The organism is Flavobacterium sp. WC2416, assembly GCF_041200095.1.
In the GTDB taxonomy this organism is placed as follows: Bacteria; Bacteroidota; Bacteroidia; order Flavobacteriales; family Flavobacteriaceae; genus Flavobacterium.
On sequence record NZ_CP165626.1, the window covers coordinates 3,735,405 to 3,755,282 of the forward strand.

18 protein-coding genes are annotated in these 19,878 nt (G+C 31.6%); all 18 read right to left on the reverse strand.

The window, feature by feature from the left end:
- Positions 1-7 precede the first annotated feature (7 nt).
- Positions 8-799, reverse strand: a complete 792-nt coding sequence (locus AB3G39_RS15835) for a polysaccharide biosynthesis/export family protein (protein WP_367773620.1) — start codon at positions 797-799, stop codon at positions 8-10.
- A 371-nt stretch (positions 800-1,170) separates the two neighbouring features.
- Positions 1,171-2,589, reverse strand: coding sequence for an undecaprenyl-phosphate glucose phosphotransferase (locus AB3G39_RS15840; RefSeq protein ID WP_369769593.1), 1,419 nt, complete (start codon positions 2,587-2,589; stop codon positions 1,171-1,173).
- 48 nt (positions 2,590-2,637) lie between these two features.
- A complete protein-coding gene (locus AB3G39_RS15845) occupies positions 2,638-3,390 on the reverse strand; it encodes a glycosyltransferase family 2 protein (protein ID WP_369769594.1) in 753 nt (250 codons plus the stop codon).
- Positions 3,391-3,468: 78 nt separating this feature from the next.
- Entirely contained in the window at positions 3,469-4,365 is an 897-nt protein-coding gene (locus tag AB3G39_RS15850) for a glycosyltransferase family 2 protein (RefSeq protein WP_369769595.1), read from the reverse strand.
- Position 4,366: 1 nt separating this feature from the next.
- Positions 4,367-4,909 carry a putative colanic acid biosynthesis acetyltransferase gene (locus AB3G39_RS15855; RefSeq protein WP_369769596.1) on the reverse strand — a complete coding sequence of 181 codons (543 nt, stop codon included), beginning with the start codon at positions 4,907-4,909 and terminating at the stop codon, positions 4,367-4,369.
- Positions 4,910-6,082 (reverse strand): glycosyltransferase, encoded by a 1,173-nt coding sequence (locus AB3G39_RS15860; protein WP_369769597.1) that lies wholly within the window; start codon positions 6,080-6,082, stop codon positions 4,910-4,912.
- Positions 6,083-6,095: 13 nt separating this feature from the next.
- Positions 6,096-6,746, reverse strand: a complete 651-nt coding sequence (locus tag AB3G39_RS15865; protein ID WP_369769598.1) for a hypothetical protein — start codon at positions 6,744-6,746, stop codon at positions 6,096-6,098.
- A gap of 375 nt (positions 6,747-7,121) precedes the next feature.
- Positions 7,122-7,544, reverse strand: coding sequence for a hypothetical protein (locus AB3G39_RS15870; protein ID WP_369769599.1), 423 nt, complete (start codon positions 7,542-7,544; stop codon positions 7,122-7,124).
- Positions 7,545-7,687: 143 nt separating this feature from the next.
- A complete protein-coding gene (locus AB3G39_RS15875; RefSeq protein WP_369769600.1) occupies positions 7,688-8,557 on the reverse strand; it encodes a glycosyltransferase family 2 protein in 870 nt (289 codons plus the stop codon).
- Positions 8,523-9,746, reverse strand: a complete 1,224-nt coding sequence (locus AB3G39_RS15880; RefSeq protein ID WP_369769601.1) for a hypothetical protein — start codon at positions 9,744-9,746, stop codon at positions 8,523-8,525. The genes AB3G39_RS15875 and AB3G39_RS15880 overlap by 35 nt, the downstream gene beginning before the upstream one ends.
- A gap of 33 nt (positions 9,747-9,779) precedes the next feature.
- Complete coding sequence (locus AB3G39_RS15885; protein WP_369769818.1) at positions 9,780-10,373, reverse strand: CatB-related O-acetyltransferase; 594 nt, start codon at positions 10,371-10,373, stop codon at positions 9,780-9,782.
- 99 nt (positions 10,374-10,472) lie between these two features.
- Positions 10,473-11,834 (reverse strand): lipopolysaccharide biosynthesis protein, encoded by a 1,362-nt coding sequence (locus AB3G39_RS15890; RefSeq protein ID WP_369769602.1) that lies wholly within the window; start codon positions 11,832-11,834, stop codon positions 10,473-10,475.
- A gap of 94 nt (positions 11,835-11,928) precedes the next feature.
- Positions 11,929-12,573, reverse strand: a complete 645-nt coding sequence (locus AB3G39_RS15895) for a hypothetical protein (protein ID WP_369769603.1) — start codon at positions 12,571-12,573, stop codon at positions 11,929-11,931.
- Between the two features lie 54 nt (positions 12,574-12,627).
- Complete coding sequence (gene gmd / locus AB3G39_RS15900; RefSeq protein ID WP_369769604.1) at positions 12,628-13,716, reverse strand: GDP-mannose 4,6-dehydratase; 1,089 nt, start codon at positions 13,714-13,716, stop codon at positions 12,628-12,630.
- A 621-nt stretch (positions 13,717-14,337) separates the two neighbouring features.
- Positions 14,338-14,730, reverse strand: coding sequence for a four helix bundle protein (locus tag AB3G39_RS15905; RefSeq protein WP_369769605.1), 393 nt, complete (start codon positions 14,728-14,730; stop codon positions 14,338-14,340).
- 397 nt (positions 14,731-15,127) lie between these two features.
- Complete coding sequence (locus AB3G39_RS15910) at positions 15,128-16,078, reverse strand: GDP-L-fucose synthase family protein (RefSeq protein WP_369769606.1); 951 nt, start codon at positions 16,076-16,078, stop codon at positions 15,128-15,130.
- 6 nt (positions 16,079-16,084) lie between these two features.
- Positions 16,085-17,092, reverse strand: a complete 1,008-nt coding sequence (locus AB3G39_RS15915) for a mannose-1-phosphate guanylyltransferase (RefSeq protein WP_369769607.1) — start codon at positions 17,090-17,092, stop codon at positions 16,085-16,087.
- A gap of 898 nt (positions 17,093-17,990) precedes the next feature.
- A complete protein-coding gene (locus tag AB3G39_RS15920) occupies positions 17,991-19,274 on the reverse strand; it encodes a nucleotide sugar dehydrogenase (protein WP_369769608.1) in 1,284 nt (427 codons plus the stop codon).
- Positions 19,275-19,878 lie beyond the last annotated feature (604 nt).

The following is a 19,878-nucleotide window of genomic DNA, read 5'->3' on the forward strand; positions in this document are numbered from 1 at the left end:
AAAAAAATTATTTTATTCTTGTAATTAGGGTGATTAATGTAATCAATATCGAAGTAATAGAAACAATAACACCGGTGTTAGCTCCTACGGCTGAACCATTAATTTTACTTTTATTGGGCTCTACGTACACTACATCATTTTGAGCCAAATAATAAAAAGGAGAGTTCATAAAATCCGCTTTGGTAAGATCTACTCGATTATACGATTTCACCCCATCCACTTCTCTTATAATTAATATGTTATTTCTTTTGCCATAAATCGTCAAATCTTTTGCCATAGTCAATGCCTCAATTAGCGTGACTCTTTCTGATGTAATAGTATAAGTACCTGGTAAATTGACCTCCCCTTGTACCGAAACTTTGAAATTCATGATGCGGAAGTTAATAATCGGGTTTTTAATATATACCGCTATTTTTTGCTGTAGCATTTGTAAAACTTCAGTACGACTTAATCCTCCCACTTTTAATTTACCTAAAATAGGAAATTCAATATACCCGTTAGCATCCACCAAATACAACTGCATCGTCTGTTGTCCAGTTGCTGATTCTAATTTACTAGGATTCTGAACTGATATCGATTTCAAATTAAAAGGCGCAGCAATCTCCGGATCTTCAGCTGAAACAATAATCATCAATAAATCATCCGGCTGGATTTTGATTTCATACGTAGTAGTATTTGCTTGAGTAGTTGCCCCATCAATTCCTTGATAATACACCAAGTCCTTACGAGAAGCACAGGAGAACACTATTATTAAAAATAAAAATGGGGTTATTTTCTTTAATAAAGAAAGATATTTCATAAGTAATTAATTTTTAAAAGCCACAAATATAGGTATTATTTTTTCATTAAAGATTAAAAAAAACCAAGCCTGTACTCATTCTATCTACTTGGCAAAATGGACTTCAAAAAGTATTGTAAACTAGCCGTTCCTACAAAATTTGCAAATAGAGAGACTAACAATCTACAAACTCTAGATGTTAATTACAGAAACACCACGCTCCGCTCTCAAGCTACTGAACACCCTTCACTCTTCACCATAATCCCTGATCACAGCTTACTGATCACTGAATACTGATCACTGAATACTGAACACTGATTACTGAACACTGACCACTGATCACTAACTACTGATCACTAAAAAACTGAACACTGAACACTAATCACTAAATACTAATAAGCCTTCTCCTCTCCTTTAAACACATTATAAATAGTCAGGTAAATAATTTTCAGGTCTAATAGCAAACTCCAGTTCTCTATATACCAAATGTCATAATCCACTCGGTCTTTCATTTCGATCAACTCTTTCGTTTCTCCTCTATACCCATTGACTTGAGCCCAACCCGTAATTCCGGGTTTGGCATAATGACGCACCAAATAATTATTGATTAATTCAGAATACTTTTCGGTATGTCGCAACATGTGTGGACGGGGGCCTACCACCGACATATTACCAAAAAAAACATTAAAAAACTGAGGCAATTCATCAATATTGGTTTTGCGCATGAATGCCCCTATTTTGGTTATTCTTGCATCGTTCTTGGTCGCTTGTTGGTAATCTGAACTAGCATTTACCTTCATCGTTCTAAATTTCCAACAAAGAAAAGATTCATTTTCACGTCCGGAACGTTCTTGCTTAAAAAAGATGGGACCAGGGGAATCCATTTTCATCAAAACAATGATGATCGGAAATAGCCATGGAAAGATTAATACAATAACCAAAAAAGAAAAAATTAAATCAAAAACTTTTTTTAACAACAGATTAATGGTACTTTCCAAAGGTTCTTTCCGCAACATTAGCACTGGTGTGTTCTCGTAGAAAGTAATTTCTACTTTCCGGGATCGAGTGTATTGTTGAAAATCAGGTATGAATTTGATTCGAACCATATAGCGCTCACAAAGCGCTGTTAGTTTATTAATCATCTCAATATTATCTATATGCAAAGCTACATACATCTCATCTACGTTTTCTGTAATAATATATTCTTCAATTGCATCAAAATCGCCCAAAATGGGTCCTGTTATAAAAGCAAAAGGATCTACTATTTCATCAAAGAAACCAAGGATCCGATACCCAAACGTTAAGTCCTTAGATAATATCCTGTTTATATTTTCACCTGCATCATTGGCTCCAATAATAATGACATTCTTAAAATTATACCCTTTCGATCGAATGTATTTCAATATTTTCATAAAGGAAACTCTTGAAATAAAAAGCATAGTAAAAAAAACAACATAAAAATAAAACAAGCGTACCCGAGAAATTTCATGAAATTTTAAAACGGTTACAAAAATAGCAATCAAAGCAGTATGAATAAGGAGATGTTTAAACATTCTAATTAGTATCGTCTCAATTCGTTCCACACGTATAATTCTGTAGGCGTCTCTATTCAATAGTATAAAGACCCAAAACAAATTGGATAAAAGCGAAATGGTTTGCACCTCTTTTAGATCAATCCGAACTAGTGAACCATACCGCAACCAAAAAGAAAAAGTAATAGCTACATTCAATAATAACAAATCCCATAAAACAAAACAAATTTTAAAGTAACGGGAAATACGTAAAGAAGCAAGGTTTTTTAAAATGGACATATACGATTCAAAAATTACAAATTGGTACTAGCATATAATAATCAAATATCATTTTTTTAAATATTGGCTTAGCGCTTGTAATTTCTTTTGAAAAACAGCACGAATAGGGTTGACATTATGGAACTTATAAATGGCGTAATCTTCTTTTAATACTTCAAAAGCCCTAGCATAACTAGTACTTAAGCCTCCCATTCTCATTTTAACGATGTATTGCTGGAGATAGAACATCTTTATTTTATATTTGAACAAATAACGCAATAAAAATTCGGTATCCGAAGCAATCTTAAAATCTAAATTATATGCCCCATATTTATCAATTAGAGACTTTTTCAAATACACAGTGGGATGCAAGGGCAGCCAACCTTTTTTAATTTTGTCCAAACTAAAGGCTCCGCCTATTCTATTGCGCACCACTTTTGCTGCGGTATCATTACTAATGTACACCCCATCTCCATAAACCCCATCAGTATCTGGAGTATTCATAAAAGTAGCAACAATTTTTGAGACTACGCCAGTGTCATAAAATTCATCATCCGAATGCATCAAACCCACCACATCACCTGTTGCCAGTTGCAGTCCTTTGTTGAGTGCATCGTACATCCCTTGATCCGGTTCTGAAATATATTGAGCGATACGACTGGAATACTTTGCAATAACCGCTTGAGTTCCATCAGTAGAGTTTCCGTCAATGACAATGTATTCAATATTGGGATAATCCTGATTCAAAACACTTTCTATAGCTTTGGCAATAGTGGCGCTGCGATTGTAACAAATGGTGATTATAGAGACTTTCATTGTCATAAATGGAGTTGTGTTTTTTTTACTCTGTTAAATTCTAGTCCTATCTTCAGAAATAGAGACTAGACAAGATTTATTTTTTTATGAAGTTTTATACGTTTCTTTGATATGTTTAACAATTGCATCCTCATTTTTATTAAACTCTCTTTTTAATTCATAAATTTTAGCATCAACTAAAAAACGATACCAAAAACCTTGAAGTACATGCCAAACAAACCCAGATTTCCCGTCTAAAAAACCTAATTTAAATACATAACGATAGGTGAAATAAAAAAATGGCCTTACAAATAAAGGAAATTTTAAATACAATACCTTTAAAAATCTTTTTCGTTGTTCGCCTGAACCAAAAAATTTAGGGTTAACTTCACTTTTTGAAAAAATTTCATATTCTGTATCTAATAAATCTACCATTTCTCTAGTAGCATAACTATTGTGTTTATTGATCCACCAACTCAAATCGTTTAAATTTTCATCAACTTGTACGCAATCAATCTTTATGGTTGTCCCTTCTGTTAATTTAATATGTTCGTCCATCCAGCGATTCTCACAAAACCCTTTACCAAATTTCCATATTTTTAAATGCCAAACTGGATACCATCCTCCGTGAAGTAAGGGTTTACCCATAAAAATAATTTTCCTTTTGACATAAATACCAGAAACATCATTAGATAAGCTTGCTAACTTATCTTTCAAAGAAAACGGAATAGCCTCTATGTATTCATCCGCATCAATACGCCATACCCAATACGATGTTACTTCACAATTTTCTAACGCCCAATTAAATTGGGTTGCATAATTAATCCAAGGATTTTGATACACTTTTACACCTAATTCTTGTGCAATTTCACAAGTTGCATCGGTACTAAATGAATCTACAATACAAATTTCATCAACAATTCCTTTAATAGATTCTATACAACGAGCTATATGTAGTTCTTCGTTAAATGTTAAAATAATTGCTGTAATGGTACTTTTCATCTTACTTTAACTCTCTAGTTTTTATAAATTTAGCTGGATTACCTCCAACAACTATCCAGGCTTCAACATCTCCAAATACTGCAGCTCTCGCTCCAACAATTGCCCCCTCACCAATAGTAACATTACCCATTACAAAAGCTTCTGCAGCAATCCATACAAAATCATTTACTTTAATAACACCTATAACTAGTGGTGTATTTATGGAAGATATATCATGCGTAGCACTACATAAATAAGTTCTTTGTGATACAGTCACTTTGTTTCCAATAATCGTTTTGCCAAAATGCAATTTTACTTCAGGACCTAATGTAGAATGCGTACCCATTATCAAATTCTTAGGAGAAGGTATATAAGCAGAGGCATAAATGGTACAATTATTTCCTAATTTAGCTCCAAAACATTTCAATAAAAATATACGCCATCCATTAAAAAAAGGCAAAGAAAAAGGTCTAAATAAAAAAAGTGATACTATCCTCCAAAGGAAGCGATACAACTTATCAGATTTCGGAATGGAATCTATGTATTTTGGAATAGGAGTATCCATTTATAACTGATTTAAGGCGCTCAAAAAAACAGCTGCACGATCTTGAACATTAAAATTATTTTGAAAAGTTTTATACGATTGATTGCCTTTGATAGCAATATTCTCTTCAGAAATTTCACTGATTTCTAAGAGTGCACTATAAATTCCTTTGTCTGATAAATCATCTAGAATCCATCCACCATTACCTGCCTTAATTTCTTTCCAAATATTAACATTCTTAGAAACCATTACAGGTTTTTCACAAGCCATAGCTTCTACTATTGCAATACCAAAATTTTCTTGATAACTTGGTAAAAAGTACGCTTCACAACCATAAAAAGCACCCCACTTCTCCGCTCCTTGTAACATTCCAGGAAAATGAATTTTCGCATTGTTAGATGCCAGTTTAATCATTTGTTGCGCATAATCTGATGTTGTTGGACCAGCGATAACCAATTCCGGTAAACTAGGGTTTAGCCTTGACAGTTTATCATAGGCTTTTATTAACAAATCAACCCCCTTTTTTTCATGAATTCGACTTAAAAATAGCCAATATTTTTTACCTACAACAGCAGAACATATTTCTTCAAAAGCGTGTTTAAATTCCACATTCTTTAAAGGAGGCGCTTGAATGCCGTAACCCACATTTATTGTTTTGTTGGGATTATATCCTTTAAAGGTAGTTGCGGCCAAACGCATTTCTTCCTGACAAGTGAAAAAAATAGCATCAGCAGTATTAATACATTTTTTTTCTGTAAGATGCCAGATTATTTCATTTCGAATCGCTTTCATTTTTCTGTCTGGAGCTTTCTGAAAATAAGGATCTAACATACCATGTGGCAGTACTACAACTTTGGGGACTTTTTGCCCTCTTTTCTTACGCTTATTTACGACTTTGTAAACCGCTACATTATGATATTGCCATAATCCATGAACCACCACAGCATCATAATTCATGATATTATCTTTTAACCAATTGAATAATTCAGGTTGGTATTGGTAAGAAGTCTTTCCTATCCCAACTCTATAAACCGTAAAATTATCTTCAATAGGATACTTACTATTCTCATCATCCATACAAACTACTTCAGTTGTAATTCCTGCTTTTTGAAAATAAGGGATTGCATTCCGGATCCCTTGGCAAGGACCTCCTTTGCTTGGGTGCATTGATGAAATGACACGTAGTATTTTCATTTTAATCTTTTATTTATTTTATAAGTTTATTGATAGACAGACCAAAATGATTCCATGTGTTATTAGACACAAATTCTTTTATATTATTATTAGCTATTGTATCAAAATCTTTGTTGATATATTTCAAAATATCCTCATAATTATCAAAATTATTAATAATTCCTAATTCTCCTAGTTCTTTAAAGGCTCCACGATTTGGACCAATAATATTACTAAAATAGGAAAGTGAAAGTGTCAAAGCTCCTGAATTGAGTACACTTAAACTATTATATGGAAACAAAATATATTTTGACTGTACATGCAAATTGAATAAATCATTATCATTAATAAAAGAATTATTAATGATAATATTGTCTCTAGCAACTGAATTAACTTTATTTAAATAGTTGCTATCATTAAATTTACCTGCTAACATCACTTTGCAATCAAGTCCTTTATTCCTTAAAAAAAGTAAAAATTCATAAACACCTTTATAGGGACTCATTAACCCCCAAATTAAAATATCATATTTTTTTTCAATATGATCTAAATTATCAGAAGAAATTGAATTTTGTGTAATGGGATGAAAAGAATAAAAAATTTTTGATTTATCAACTTGTTTTTTTTCTAAAAAATCATAAGACTCCTTTGTATGAATGACAATCAAGTCTGATGCTTTTATCATTACACTCTGGATGAAATTATAAGACCAATTGTTTGAATAATGGGAACTTAAATTATGAAGCGTCCAAATAATTTTTTTATTAAAAATTTTAATAAAAAAAATTTGAAGCATAAAAATTATTAATTGAAAACTACCTAATTTTTTCTGAGCTAGATATTCAATCCAATTAAAGTAAAAGATGTTAGTCTTAAAAAAATAAAAAAAAATTGAAAACACCCCGTTGTGTCTTTCATCTTGTTTATTTACAACTATGTTCCCCGCATTTTCAAGTGATCCAATTAGGTCATTAATATATGGGTTTTTTGTAGCAGAAAATTTAAGAGGTACAATTGGATAAACAAATATGGATGATTTCATTATTTCAAATTTAAAATATTATACAAGAAAGTCTGGAAAATAATTATTTTCATATAATAATTTTGAATTACGGGTTCCAATTACTTTTGCAGGAACTCCTCCTGCAATAGACATTGCAGGTACATCTTTTGTAACTACAGCTCCACAAGCAATAACACTGCCTCTTCCAATGGTAACTCCTGGCAAAATAATTACTCTAGATGCAATCCATACGTGGTCTTCAATTACTACATTTCCAGAAGTTGTTGAATGATAGTCTGAATGAGGATTATGCTCTAGTGTAAAAATCCAGGTTCCTCTTCCAATATCAACATTATTTCTTATTTCAATAGTACCTAGTCTACCGTCCAAAATACAATCAGGATTTACAATTGAATTTTTTCCAATCTTTATATTCTTATTCTTTTTGAAATCTGAAAAAAGAAATCTAACATTTGACAAAACATTAGATTTATCTCCTAATTCAATATAAAATCTTGTAAAAAATAAACGAATATTTGAAAATGGAATTTTAGTAAAAAAAACATTATATAGATATAACCTAAATGGAAGTACAAAGCTAAAAAAGTTCTTTATTTTTTTTATCATTTTAATGAAATTAGAAAAGCTTTTAAATAATATTTATAGAAATTAATCCAAGCTCCTGCTCCTACCGTATGTCTTTTACAAAAAAATACATTTTGGATAAAATTATAATTTGATCTATTGGATGTGAAATAATTTTTAAGATCCTTGAAACTCCTAATTTTTTTTATTCCAGAGGTATCACGATTATTATAAACTTTTAGAGTTGGTATAGCATATGTATCAAAACCATTTTTTTTAGCCCTCAAAAACATGTCGCTGTCTCCGTGATATTGAGGAAAATTTTTAGGATCAAAAAAATCAATAGCTTTTAAAATTTCTTTCGGAATTAAAGTACCCATTCCTCCAGACCAATCAACTTTCAATATTTTATTATACTTTTCTGAATCAAAATCATTACTACCATTTAATATTTTTTTCCCATTTTTAGGATCAAAATAACATCCAAAATTAAATAATCTATTCACATCATCTTGCCATAAAACTTTTGAAACTAATATTTTATTATTATAAAATGATTGATTTAATATCTTAATTAATTCTTCAAAATAATTCGCATTACAAATAGTATCATCATTCCAGAGCAAAACATAATCGTAGTTCAGTTCATTCACAGCTACTCTTGCTCCCAAATCTACAGATCCTGTCCACCACAAATTCCCATCCCCTTTAAATATTTTTACAGTTGGATAGTTTTCTTGTATCCATTCTGCACTTCCATCATCAGACCCGTCATCAACTATTATAATATCAAAACTGAACTCTGTATTTTCTTTAACATTTAATAATGCCAAATGAATATTAAGAAGTCCACTTTTAGTAATTTCTAATCTATTATATATGGGTATTACAATTGCTGTTTTTTTCATTAGTTTTATCTAGAATATATAATATTGAAATTAAAATGAATATGCATGAAGGTATTTCAAAGTAATTAGCACCTGAAATCGAAGTTAATAAAACAAGTAGAAAAAAGTATTGAATAAAATCCGGAACAAATAATTTAGATCCTTTTTTAATAATTCTATAAAACAACGAAAGTATAACTAACAAGTAGACAATCCCAAATTTATTGAATGCTCCTAACAAACCTATATCACTTCTATAAAAGCCATTCATATATTTAAAATTACCTATCTCTACACCATAACTACTTAATGCATGTTCCCATCCATTTCCAATAAAAACTGCTAAAAAATTTGGCCAATATTCAAAAACAAAAAACTTCATTTCTAATATTCTAATGTAATTATCAGAGGTTACATTTTGATCTAATGACAAGGTAACCAAAGACAGAAGGTAATCTCCAGCAAAAGTTATAACAATAAAAATAAGATTTACAAAAACATAAATAAAACTAGTATTATATCTCGTAATAGATTTGATTTTAGAAAAGAAACTAAACAAAAAAACAACAAATATGCTAAATATTATCTGTCTAGAACCCGTAAATAAAACTGCTGATAAACCAAGTACTATCATAAAGATAGTTCTAAGGGTTAACTTTTTTATAAATTTACCCCAGTAAAAAAACAAAAAATAGAAACCAAATAATGAACCATCAATAAAAATTCTTAACAAATTACCTCTCTCTTCGTACCTATTGATTTCGAATTCACTGCCATTTAGAAAATTAAAATAAATAACAGGATAAGTAATTTGTTGAATAATCATTATTAAACTCCAAACAAAACCCATAACTAACATCACATTATGTAAATCACGAAGTTTTACATTATTTACTTTTAACAAATAATACCCTAACCAAAAATAGGTAGTTCTAGATGCCAATAAACCTAAAGAAATCTCCTGATCATGAAAAAGTAAAGCAGGTAAGAATGAAAAAACAGTTGTTATCAATATCCATTTAACCTCAGGAAAAACCCATTTTAATCTTAAAATATTTTTTGCTTTAAACAAAAAAACTAAAACTAAAATAACTGAAATTATAATTTCAACATAATCAAAATATACTTTTTCAATCAATGTAAAAGAAAAAATTCTTGTTGATAGTAAAGCAAGAAATAAAAAAATTAAAAAATTAAAATATTTTTTCATTAAAAAATTAAAATTATATTATCGTTAATGGTGTTACTTTTTATTATATTTATTTATAAAACCTTCAATGTTATAAAAATAAGATTCAACATCTTGAATTACTGTTTCATTTTCCCACCATTTTATTTCCAACAAACTTTTAATAATTTTATCATCAAATCTATATTTTATAATTTTTATTGGTGACCCAACAGCTATAGCAAAAGGGGGAATATCTTTGCTTACTACTGATCCTGCACCAATTACCGCTCCATCACCAATTTTTATACCATCCAAAATGGTTACATTAGCTCCTATAAATACATCATTTCCAATCTCAATAGGTATTCTTTCTTTAATTTTATCTGTTTTACTAAAAGTATATCCAGCTTGCTTCTTGGTGGAATAAAAGATCGGACTTGTAGAAATACCATTTAAAGGATGGATACCCCATCCACAAAAAAAATTGGGTCCAATTGAACAAAATTTACCAATTTCTGTATGTGAAATTGTAGCGTTAGGAGCAATATAAGTTCCATTACCAATACGTACATGTTCAATATGAAAAGGACCATAAATCTTTGCACCTTTATCAATAGTATTGAATTTTCCTAAATCAATATTCCAATAGATTTTCCCTTGTAACATTGCCAAAAATAAACTTCTTAGATTTTTAAAAAAAAATAACATATAAAAAATTTATTTTAGTTAATCAAATATTTTAAAATAAAACTTAAATTACATGTACTATTTATTCCAAATTCCATGAGCTCTTTTATTAATAATTTTTGAATATTGTAATGGACAAAGTATAACATGTGGAATTAAACACAATATTGTAGCTAAAATAACACCAGAAACACCAAGACCAACATTTTTAGCTAAAAAAATCGACAACGGTATATTTAAAACTGCTGTAATTACAATGGAATACATTTGAAGTCTCACTTTTCCAGTTCCATTAATAAAATAGGTATAGGGTCCATAAAAAATTGTTAACGCAAAATATATACCCATAAAAAAAGTTAACGACATAGGAATAACTACTTTATTACCAATCCAAAGTTTATAAGCAAATGGAGAAACTGCAACCATAATGCAAATGAACAAAATTGCTACTAAAGATATTTTTATTAAGTTACTCATCGATTTTTTAATCCAATCATAATCTTCATTTATATAAGCTTCAGTTATAGATGACCAATAAGGGGTTAGTATAATTGAAACTACCATATTTGAAATGCTTAAATATTTAAAAGCAATATTAAAAGGCACTACTTTCTCTGGTCCATAAATTTGAGTTATAATAAGATTATCCGTAGAAAATAAAATTATTCCAGCTATTTGAATTATAAAAAAACTTATCCCCAGTCCAAAAATATCATGCAAATATTCCCTTTTCCACAAGTAAAAACTAGGTCTATAGTCTTTATAAACACCTTTAAAGGCAAAGAAATTGAGGTAAATTAATATTATTACTGGTAAAAATGAAAACACTGTTCCAAAAAGTAATAAAGAACTTTCTGCGAAATGAATCATTACCCATATTGAAACTAATGAACATATAGATGTATAAAAATTTATTTTACCTTGCATAGAATGATGTTGATCTGCTGTATAAATTGTTGTAATCAATTTAAATACCAATTGTAAACAAAAAAAAGCAAATACAATTGGCATCAGAATGCTAAGTTGTTTTTGCAACTTAATACTTGCGTTGAAAACTTTTGGCCAGTCAATGAAATAATTAATACCAAAAAAAACTAAAATAAGTACTAAACAAAGACTTCCAATAGTAAAATATGCAGAACTGACATATGCTTTTGCTAAAGCTAAATCACCTTTAGTTTTTGCTTCTGCGAATTTATTTCGCAAGCCATTACCTAAGCCTATATCAAAAAATGAAAACCAAGCGATAAAAGAACTAAGAGTTAACCAAATTCCATAATTTTCTGTATCTAAAAACTTTATGGTAAGAGGAACCATTAACAGCGAAGATAAAATACTTCCTCCTTTATATAGAAACGATATAAAAACATGTTTTGTTATATTTTTTGTTCGATTACTACTAATACCAACTTTATTGTAAATTTTTTTTATGATTTGCATCAATTTTCTTTATCTAATGTATATATTTTATGCAATGAATTAGTATTTAAATTCTTATATAAATATTTTTATAATAAGAATCTATAATTATAAATTATTTCCAGCTTACTCTTTCTTTAAGTACTCTTGCTGGATTGCCACCAATTAAAGAATTTTCAATTTCAAAAACACCTTTAACTATTGTATCTGAAGCAATTATACATCCATTAGGAATTACTGTGCCTTTGTAAATTTTGACACCACATCCTATCCATACATTGTTTCCTATTACAATTGAATTTTGTACAGGCTTCTTTTTCTCATATTCAATTTCATGAAAATCTTCATCAAGAAATTGACAATTCCATGAAATGGCACAATTATTACCAATTTCTAAGCTGTGCATTATGATTACATTAGTATTACAATTAATGTATCCTCCTGATCCAATAGTTACCAAAGCATTTTCTCCAATATCAAATCTACATCCTCTTCCTATAGAATATTTCCCTTTAAATACTAATTTACCCTTAATATTTAAATAAGTTTTATCTGTTTTATGACTAAATCCGACATAATTAACCCCAACTTCAACAAAATCTTTTGCATCAATATTTTTTATTCCATTGATTGTAACTTTTTGATGTAAAAGAAATGATTTTTTATTAAAAACTTTAATCCAAAAAAATCTTGATAAAACAATAATAAAATTACTTTCTGACTTTTTTAATTTGTTGAATAATTTTATCGCTTTTTTCATTTTCTTTATTGTAAAATAATTTGAAAGTTAAAATTATTCTTTTAATAAGAGACTTTAATACAATTTCAAATCACTGGCTACCATTTCCTTCACCAAGGCAGCTAAATCATATTGTGGCTTCCAGCCCAATTGTGTTTTTGACTTCGTAGGGTCTCCTATTAAGAGATCCACTTCAGTAGGACGGTAATACTCTGGATCTACTCTAAGTACCACTGTACCTATCGCTATTTGATACAAAGGATTAGCACAAGCAGCAACGGTAGCCGTTTCATTTTCTTGCTCTCCTTCAAAAGTTAGTGTGACGCCTACCTCAGCAAAAGCCATAATCACGAAATCTCTAATATAAGTAGTCACCCCTGTTGCTATTACATAATCCTCTGGCACATCTTGTTGTAAAATACGCCACATGGCCTCTACATAATCCTTAGCATGTCCCCAGTCTCTTTGAGAATTCAAGTTTCCTAAGTACAAACAATCTTGCTTTCCTTTAGCAATAGCAGCTACGGCCATGGTGATTTTACGAGTTACAAAAGTCTCCCCACGTCTTGGCGATTCATGATTGAAAAGAATTCCATTACAAGCAAACATATTATAAGCCTCGCGGTAGTTTTTAGTAATCCAAAAACCATAAATCTTAGCCGCTCCATACGGAGAACGCGGATAGAAAGGAGAGCTTTCGTCATAAAATCCTGCTGCGTTTTTATTCTCTGCCAATCCGCCATACAATTCAGAAGTAGAAGCTTGGTATACTCTGGTTTTTTTTCCTAAGCCTAAAATCCGAACTGCCTCCAAAATCCTCAAGGTTCCCAATCCATCTACATTGGCAACATATTCAGGGGAATCAAAAGATACCTTTACATGAGACATCGCTCCTAAATTATAGATTTCATCGGGTTGTACTTCCTGTATGATGCGTATAATATTAGTAGAATCGGTCAAATCACCATAATGCAATTTAAAATTAACATGCACTTCATGTTGGTCTTGATAGATATGATCGATACGTTGGGTATTAAAAGAAGAAGCACGGCGTTTTACCCCATGAACCATATATCCTTTTTCTAATAATAATTCTGCTAAATAAGATCCATCTTGACCTGTAATTCCTGTTACTAATGCTACTTTTTGTGCTGTGTTATCCATGATATTATTGCTTGTTGTTCGTGTATTTTTTATACGATGGTGAATCGTTTATTTGGTTAATTGTTTAATCGTGTGTTGTGATTGAAATTTTGTTATACGATGGTGAATCGTTTATTTGGTTAATTGTTTATTTGGTGAACTGGTTATTTGGTTAATTGTTTAATCGTTTGGTGTGATTGAAATTTTGTTATACGATGGTGAATCGTTTATTTGGTGAATTGTTTAATTGGTGAACTGGTTATTTGGTTAATCGTTTAATCGTGTGGAAATATTTAAACCTTCCCTAACCGATTAAACCTTTTCCTAACCGATTAAACTTTTTTAAACAATTAAACTTTTTCTAATCAGTTAATCTTCCTCTTAAACAATTAAACCTTCCCTAACCGATTAAACTTTTCCTAACCGATTAACCTTTTTAAACAATTAAACTTTTTCTAATCAGTTAATCTTCCTCTTAAACAATTAAACCTTCCCTAACCGATTAAACTTTTCCTAACCGATTAACCTTTTTAAACAATTAAACTTTTTCTAATCAGTTAATCTTCCTCTAAACAATTAAACCTTTCCTAACCGATTAACCTTTTTTAAACATTTAAACTTTTCCTAACCGATTAACCTTTTTTAAACTTTCTTCTTCAACGTCTCTTTATTATTGATTTGATATTTATAAAGTGAATTCAATTTATTTAGAATAGCATCTAGTTTTATTCTAAGTTCCGTATATTGATCTTCATTAATATATTTCATATCCAAGGCGGTGTTCAAATGATCTATCGTTTCTAGCGCCGTTGAATAGGACATATTAGTAAAATGGGCCTGATCAAAATTAGAAGATCTTCCAGAACCCTCTGCTAAATTAGCAGAGATACTCGCTGATGACCTATTAATTTGACTGATTAAATCAAATCTTTCTTCTTTTGGAAACCCTTGACTCATCAACTTTATATCAATTTTGAACTTTCTGGCCAGTTGATATACTTCTAATTTTTCGAAAGAATAGATGTGGTAGCTCATGGAGAAATTGTATAATCGGTTAATTGTTGAACTGGTTATTTGAACAAAAGGTTATTCGGTGAATTGTTTAATCGAACTAATCGTTAATTGCTGAATCGAACAAAAGTTTAATTGGTGAACTGATTATTTGTTTATTTGGTGAACTGGTTATTTGGTTAATCGTTTAATCGAATGTAAATATTTAAACTTTTCCTAACCGATTAACCTTTTCCTAACCAATTAACCTTTTTTAAACAGTTAACCTTCCTCTAAACATTTAAACTTTTCCTAACCGATTAACCTTTTCCTAACCAATTAACCTTTTTTAACCAGTTAACCTTTTCCTAAACGATTAAACCTTTACTAACCGCTTAACCTTTTTCCTAACCGATTAAACGATTGACCAGATAATCCTTCCCTACATCTTCACTTCCTTAAATTGATCGATATTCTCCAAAAACCAAGTATACGTCTTCTGTATCCCTTCTTCCAATTGCACTTGGTGTTTCCATCCCAAAGCATGCATTTTGCTAATATCCATTAATTTTCGTGGTGTACCATCTGGTTTACTACTATCCCAAATAATTTCACCCTGATGTCCAATGATCTTTTGAATGGTTTCTGCCAATTGTCTGATGGTTAGATCCTCTCCAGTCCCTACATTATATAAATAATCGGGTAGTTTGTTTTCTAATGCAAAAACAACTGACTGTGCCATATCATCTACAAAAAGAAATTCGCGCATAGGTGTTCCGCTACCCCAAAGAGTAACAGGAGCATTATTATTCATTTTTGCCTCATGAAATTTCCGCATCATCGCAGGTAAAACATGCGAAGAAGTTAAATCAAAATTATCATGCGTCCCGTATAAATTAGTCGGCATTAAACTGACATAATCTTTATTGAATTGTTTTCGGATGGCTTGACAGGCTTTCACCCCTGTTATTTTGGCAATAGCATACCATTCATTGGTGGGCTCTAAGGTATCCGTTAGTAAATATTCTTCTTTTAGCGGTTGTGGAGCCAGTTTAGGATAGATACAAGAGCTTCCTAAGAAGATAAATTTCTCTACATCAGACTTCATTGCTGAGTCGATTAGATTATTCTGGATTTGCATGTTTTCCATAAGGAACTGATACGGAAAATCATTGTTGGCCAATATCCCTCCTACTTTTGCAGCAGCATCAATAATCACTTCAGGCTTTTCTTTAGCCATGAAAGCAGTAACTTCTTGTTGGTTTCTTAAATCCAACTCCTTGCTGGAAGATCCAATAAGATTCGTATAGCCTTTTTCAGTAAGCGTCCGCCAAATGGCGCTGCCAACCATACCTTTATGTCCTGCAATATATATTTTAGTGTCTTTATTCATAATTTTTTAATTCAATAAATCAGAGTTAGCTCTTTCGAGTGCACTATAAACACTCTTAACATCTTGTGAAAATTCTTTTTTCAAAATTAAATTGGCAGTAGGAGTATAAACGAATATCGTGTCTTTTACTCCAATAAAAGCAGTGTAATTGTTAGTCCCAATCACCATATTACCGTTTTCATCTACTTTATGTCCAATGGTCAATAAATAATCATAAACCGATTCAAAAGAACCCAAATCAGACCAAGCAAATTCAGACGTAACCACTTTAATTTTTTTACTTCTTTCCATTACCGCATAATCAATACTGATGGAAGGAATATCCATTGATAAATCCAAATCTAAATTTCCTTCTTTATTGTTTTCCCATGCTATTCTAGACTTTTCGTATACTTCAGGGTGAAACGATTTTAGTTCCTCTAATAATACACTGGCTTTAAAGCAAAACATTCCACTATTCCACAAAAAGTTCCCTTTAGAAATAAAGGCGGCAGCGGTAACTTGGTTTGGTTTTTCTCTAAAAGAAATGACATCATCTCCTTTGCGCTCTATATACCCATATCCAATTTCTGGTTTTGTTGGTACAATTCCAAAAGTAACAATATACCCATTTAATGCCTTATCAACAGCTTCATTAATAGCATCTTCATACATTTCCATCTCATCAATGATATGATCTGATGGTGTTACAATCAATATATCATCTGGTTCAGATGCAAAGGCTGCAAAAGCAATAGCTGCTGCTGTATTTCGTGGAGTAGATTCAATTATATCTACATATGCAGTATTCGATTTTTCTAAAACATTCCTACTCAAATGACAATTATCAATATTACCTACCACCATCACCTTATCAGCAATGTTACGGTTGCGATCTACCGTCATTTCAAATAAAGACTTACCGTCAAATATATCCAAGTATTGTTTAGGTTGACTCTTACGTGATAAAGGCCATAATCGGCTACCTACTCCACCAGTAAGAATGACGTGCGTAATTGATTTTTTGTTTTCCATGTTTTATTCTTTATTCGTTGACCGATGTTCGATGACCGATGACCGATGAATCGATATTCGTTGTTCGTTGTTCATTGTTTCCTTTTCGATGGACGATTTCCGCTTTCCGATTAACGTTTTTCGATGGACGATGTTCGATGGACGATGTTCGTTATTCGAGTACCGTTTTTCTATTACCGTTTTTCGATGGACGATGGACGATGGACGGAAAACGATGGACGATGGACCGTCGTTCGATGACCGTTTTTCGATGGACGAAGGACGATGGACGGAAAACGATGGACGATGTTCGTTATTCGAGTACCGTTTTTCGATGGACGATGGACGGAAAACGATGGACGAGAAACGATTTTCGCTATCCGTTATTCGATAACCGCTATTTGACTTTAGATGACTGTTCTTCGATGACCGTTTTTCGATAGACGATGGACGGAAAACGATGGACGATATTCGATTTTCGCTATCCGTTATTCGATAACCGCTATTTGACTTTAGATGACTGTTCTTCGATGACCGTTTTTCGATAGACGATGGACGGAAAACGATGGACGAGAAACGATTTTCGCTATCCTTTATTCGATAACCGCTATTTGACTTTAGACGACTGTTCTTCGATGACCGTTTTTCGATAGACGATGGACGGAAAACGATGGACGAGAAACGATTTTCGCTATCCGCTATTTGACTTTAGACGACTGTTCTTCGATGACCGTTTTTCGATAGACGATGGACGGAAAACGATGGACGTTGTTCGATTTTCGCTATCCGTTATTCGATAACCGCTATTTGACTTTAGATGACTGTTCTTCGATGACCGTTTTTCGATAGACGATGGACGGAAAACGATGGACGATATTCGATGTTCGATGTACGGAAAACGTTGAACGAAAAACGATTTTCACAATCTTCCATCAACACGATCACCCAAAACTCCTTTTACATCATACAAAATACTATTGGACTTTTGTAAACTTGAAAAATCCAAACTTAAAAATTCAGTATGGGCTACACCTAAAACAATAGCATCAAACTTCATATTAGGGGTCTCATTTAAAGTAAACAAGTTATATTCTTTAGCAACAGACTTAGGGTCAGCCAATGGATCATATATAGTGACTGTAATTCCATAATCTGTTAAAGCAGTAATCACATCCACAATCTTTGTATTGCGAACATCGGGACAATTTTCCTTGAAAGTGATTCCTAGCATTAAGAGCGTCGCTCCATTTACTGTAATTCCTTTCTTTATCATTAGTTTTACTATTTGAGAGGCTACGTATTCCCCCATACTGTCATTCAAACGTCTACCTGCTAATATAATTTCAGGATGGTATCCCATTTCTTGTGCTTTTTGGGCCAAATAATAAGGATCAACTCCTATACAATGCCCACCAACTAAACCCGGTTTAAAAGGAAGAAAATTCCATTTGGTTCCTGCCGCTTCCAAAACGGCCTGGGTATCAATATTTAATAAATTGAAAATTTTAGCCAATTCATTTACAAAAGCAATATTAATATCGCGTTGTGAATTTTCAATTACTTTGGCAGCTTCGGCCACTTTTATGGATGGAGCCAAATGCGTTCCTGCTGTAATTACAGACTGGTATAAACTATTCACTTTTTGCGCCGTTTCTGGTGTAGAACCAGAGGTCACTTTTAGTATTTTATCAACAGTATGCTCTTTATCTCCTGGATTAATTCTTTCGGGAGAATAACCCACAAAGAAATCCACGTTGAATTTTAAGCCTGAAACTTTTTCCAAAACAGGTACACATTCTTCTTCAGTTACACCGGGATAAACCGTAGATTCATAAATGACAGTATCTCCAGTTTTTAATAGTTTACCCACCGTTTCACTGGATTTATATAAAGGAGTCAAATCTGGCCTATTGTTTTTATCAACAGGTGTAGGAACGGTTACAATATAATAATTACAATTAGTCACCTCTTTTAAAATAGATGTGCAGTATAGTCCAATGGCGTTAGTAGTATCATTTAAAAGTACCTTAGTTAATGTTGTAGCATCAATTTCAAGGGTGGCATCATAACCTGCTTTTAATTCTTTTACTCTGGATTCATTAATATCAAATCCTATTACTGGATGCTGAGTAGCAAATAATCGTGCTAGAGGCAAACCAACATAACCCAAACCGATAACTGCTATTTTCAAATTTGATTCCATAATTCAACTAATAGATATTAGCTTTTAGTACTATTAATACAACGCTTCGCGATCCATACTCCCAAAAAAGGAGAAGGAAAGTGAAATAATTTTAAGTTTGCAAATATAGCTACTTTATATCGGTCTTTTTCTATCTTTTTCATTTGAAAAGGATTCGAAAAACCCCAAAAACCAAACGCAAAAACACAACAATCTTATTATCAACAATATAAAACGAATACACTCCTTTTTAAACAAAAAAATATCACTAAATTTAGTGATATCTTAATATGGATAAAAAGGTGTGTTTCTTGAGTATTCGAACATTTTTCGAATACTGATTTTACAGCTATAATCCTACTTTAAACTCATTTTCAACACCAAACTCAGAACTAATCTTCTCCCCACCCTCAAATAAACATTCAATTACAACTCGATGACCGATGTTCATTATTCGATTACCGTTGACCGATGAATCGATATTCGTTGTTCGATGTTCACTTTTTGATGGACGGAAAACGGTTAACGATGAATCGATATTCGTTGTCCGATGTTAGCTTTTTGATAGACGAATGGCTCGGGCTGCGGAACGGTAATTTGAGGTAGTTTTTAAGCTTTTAATTTG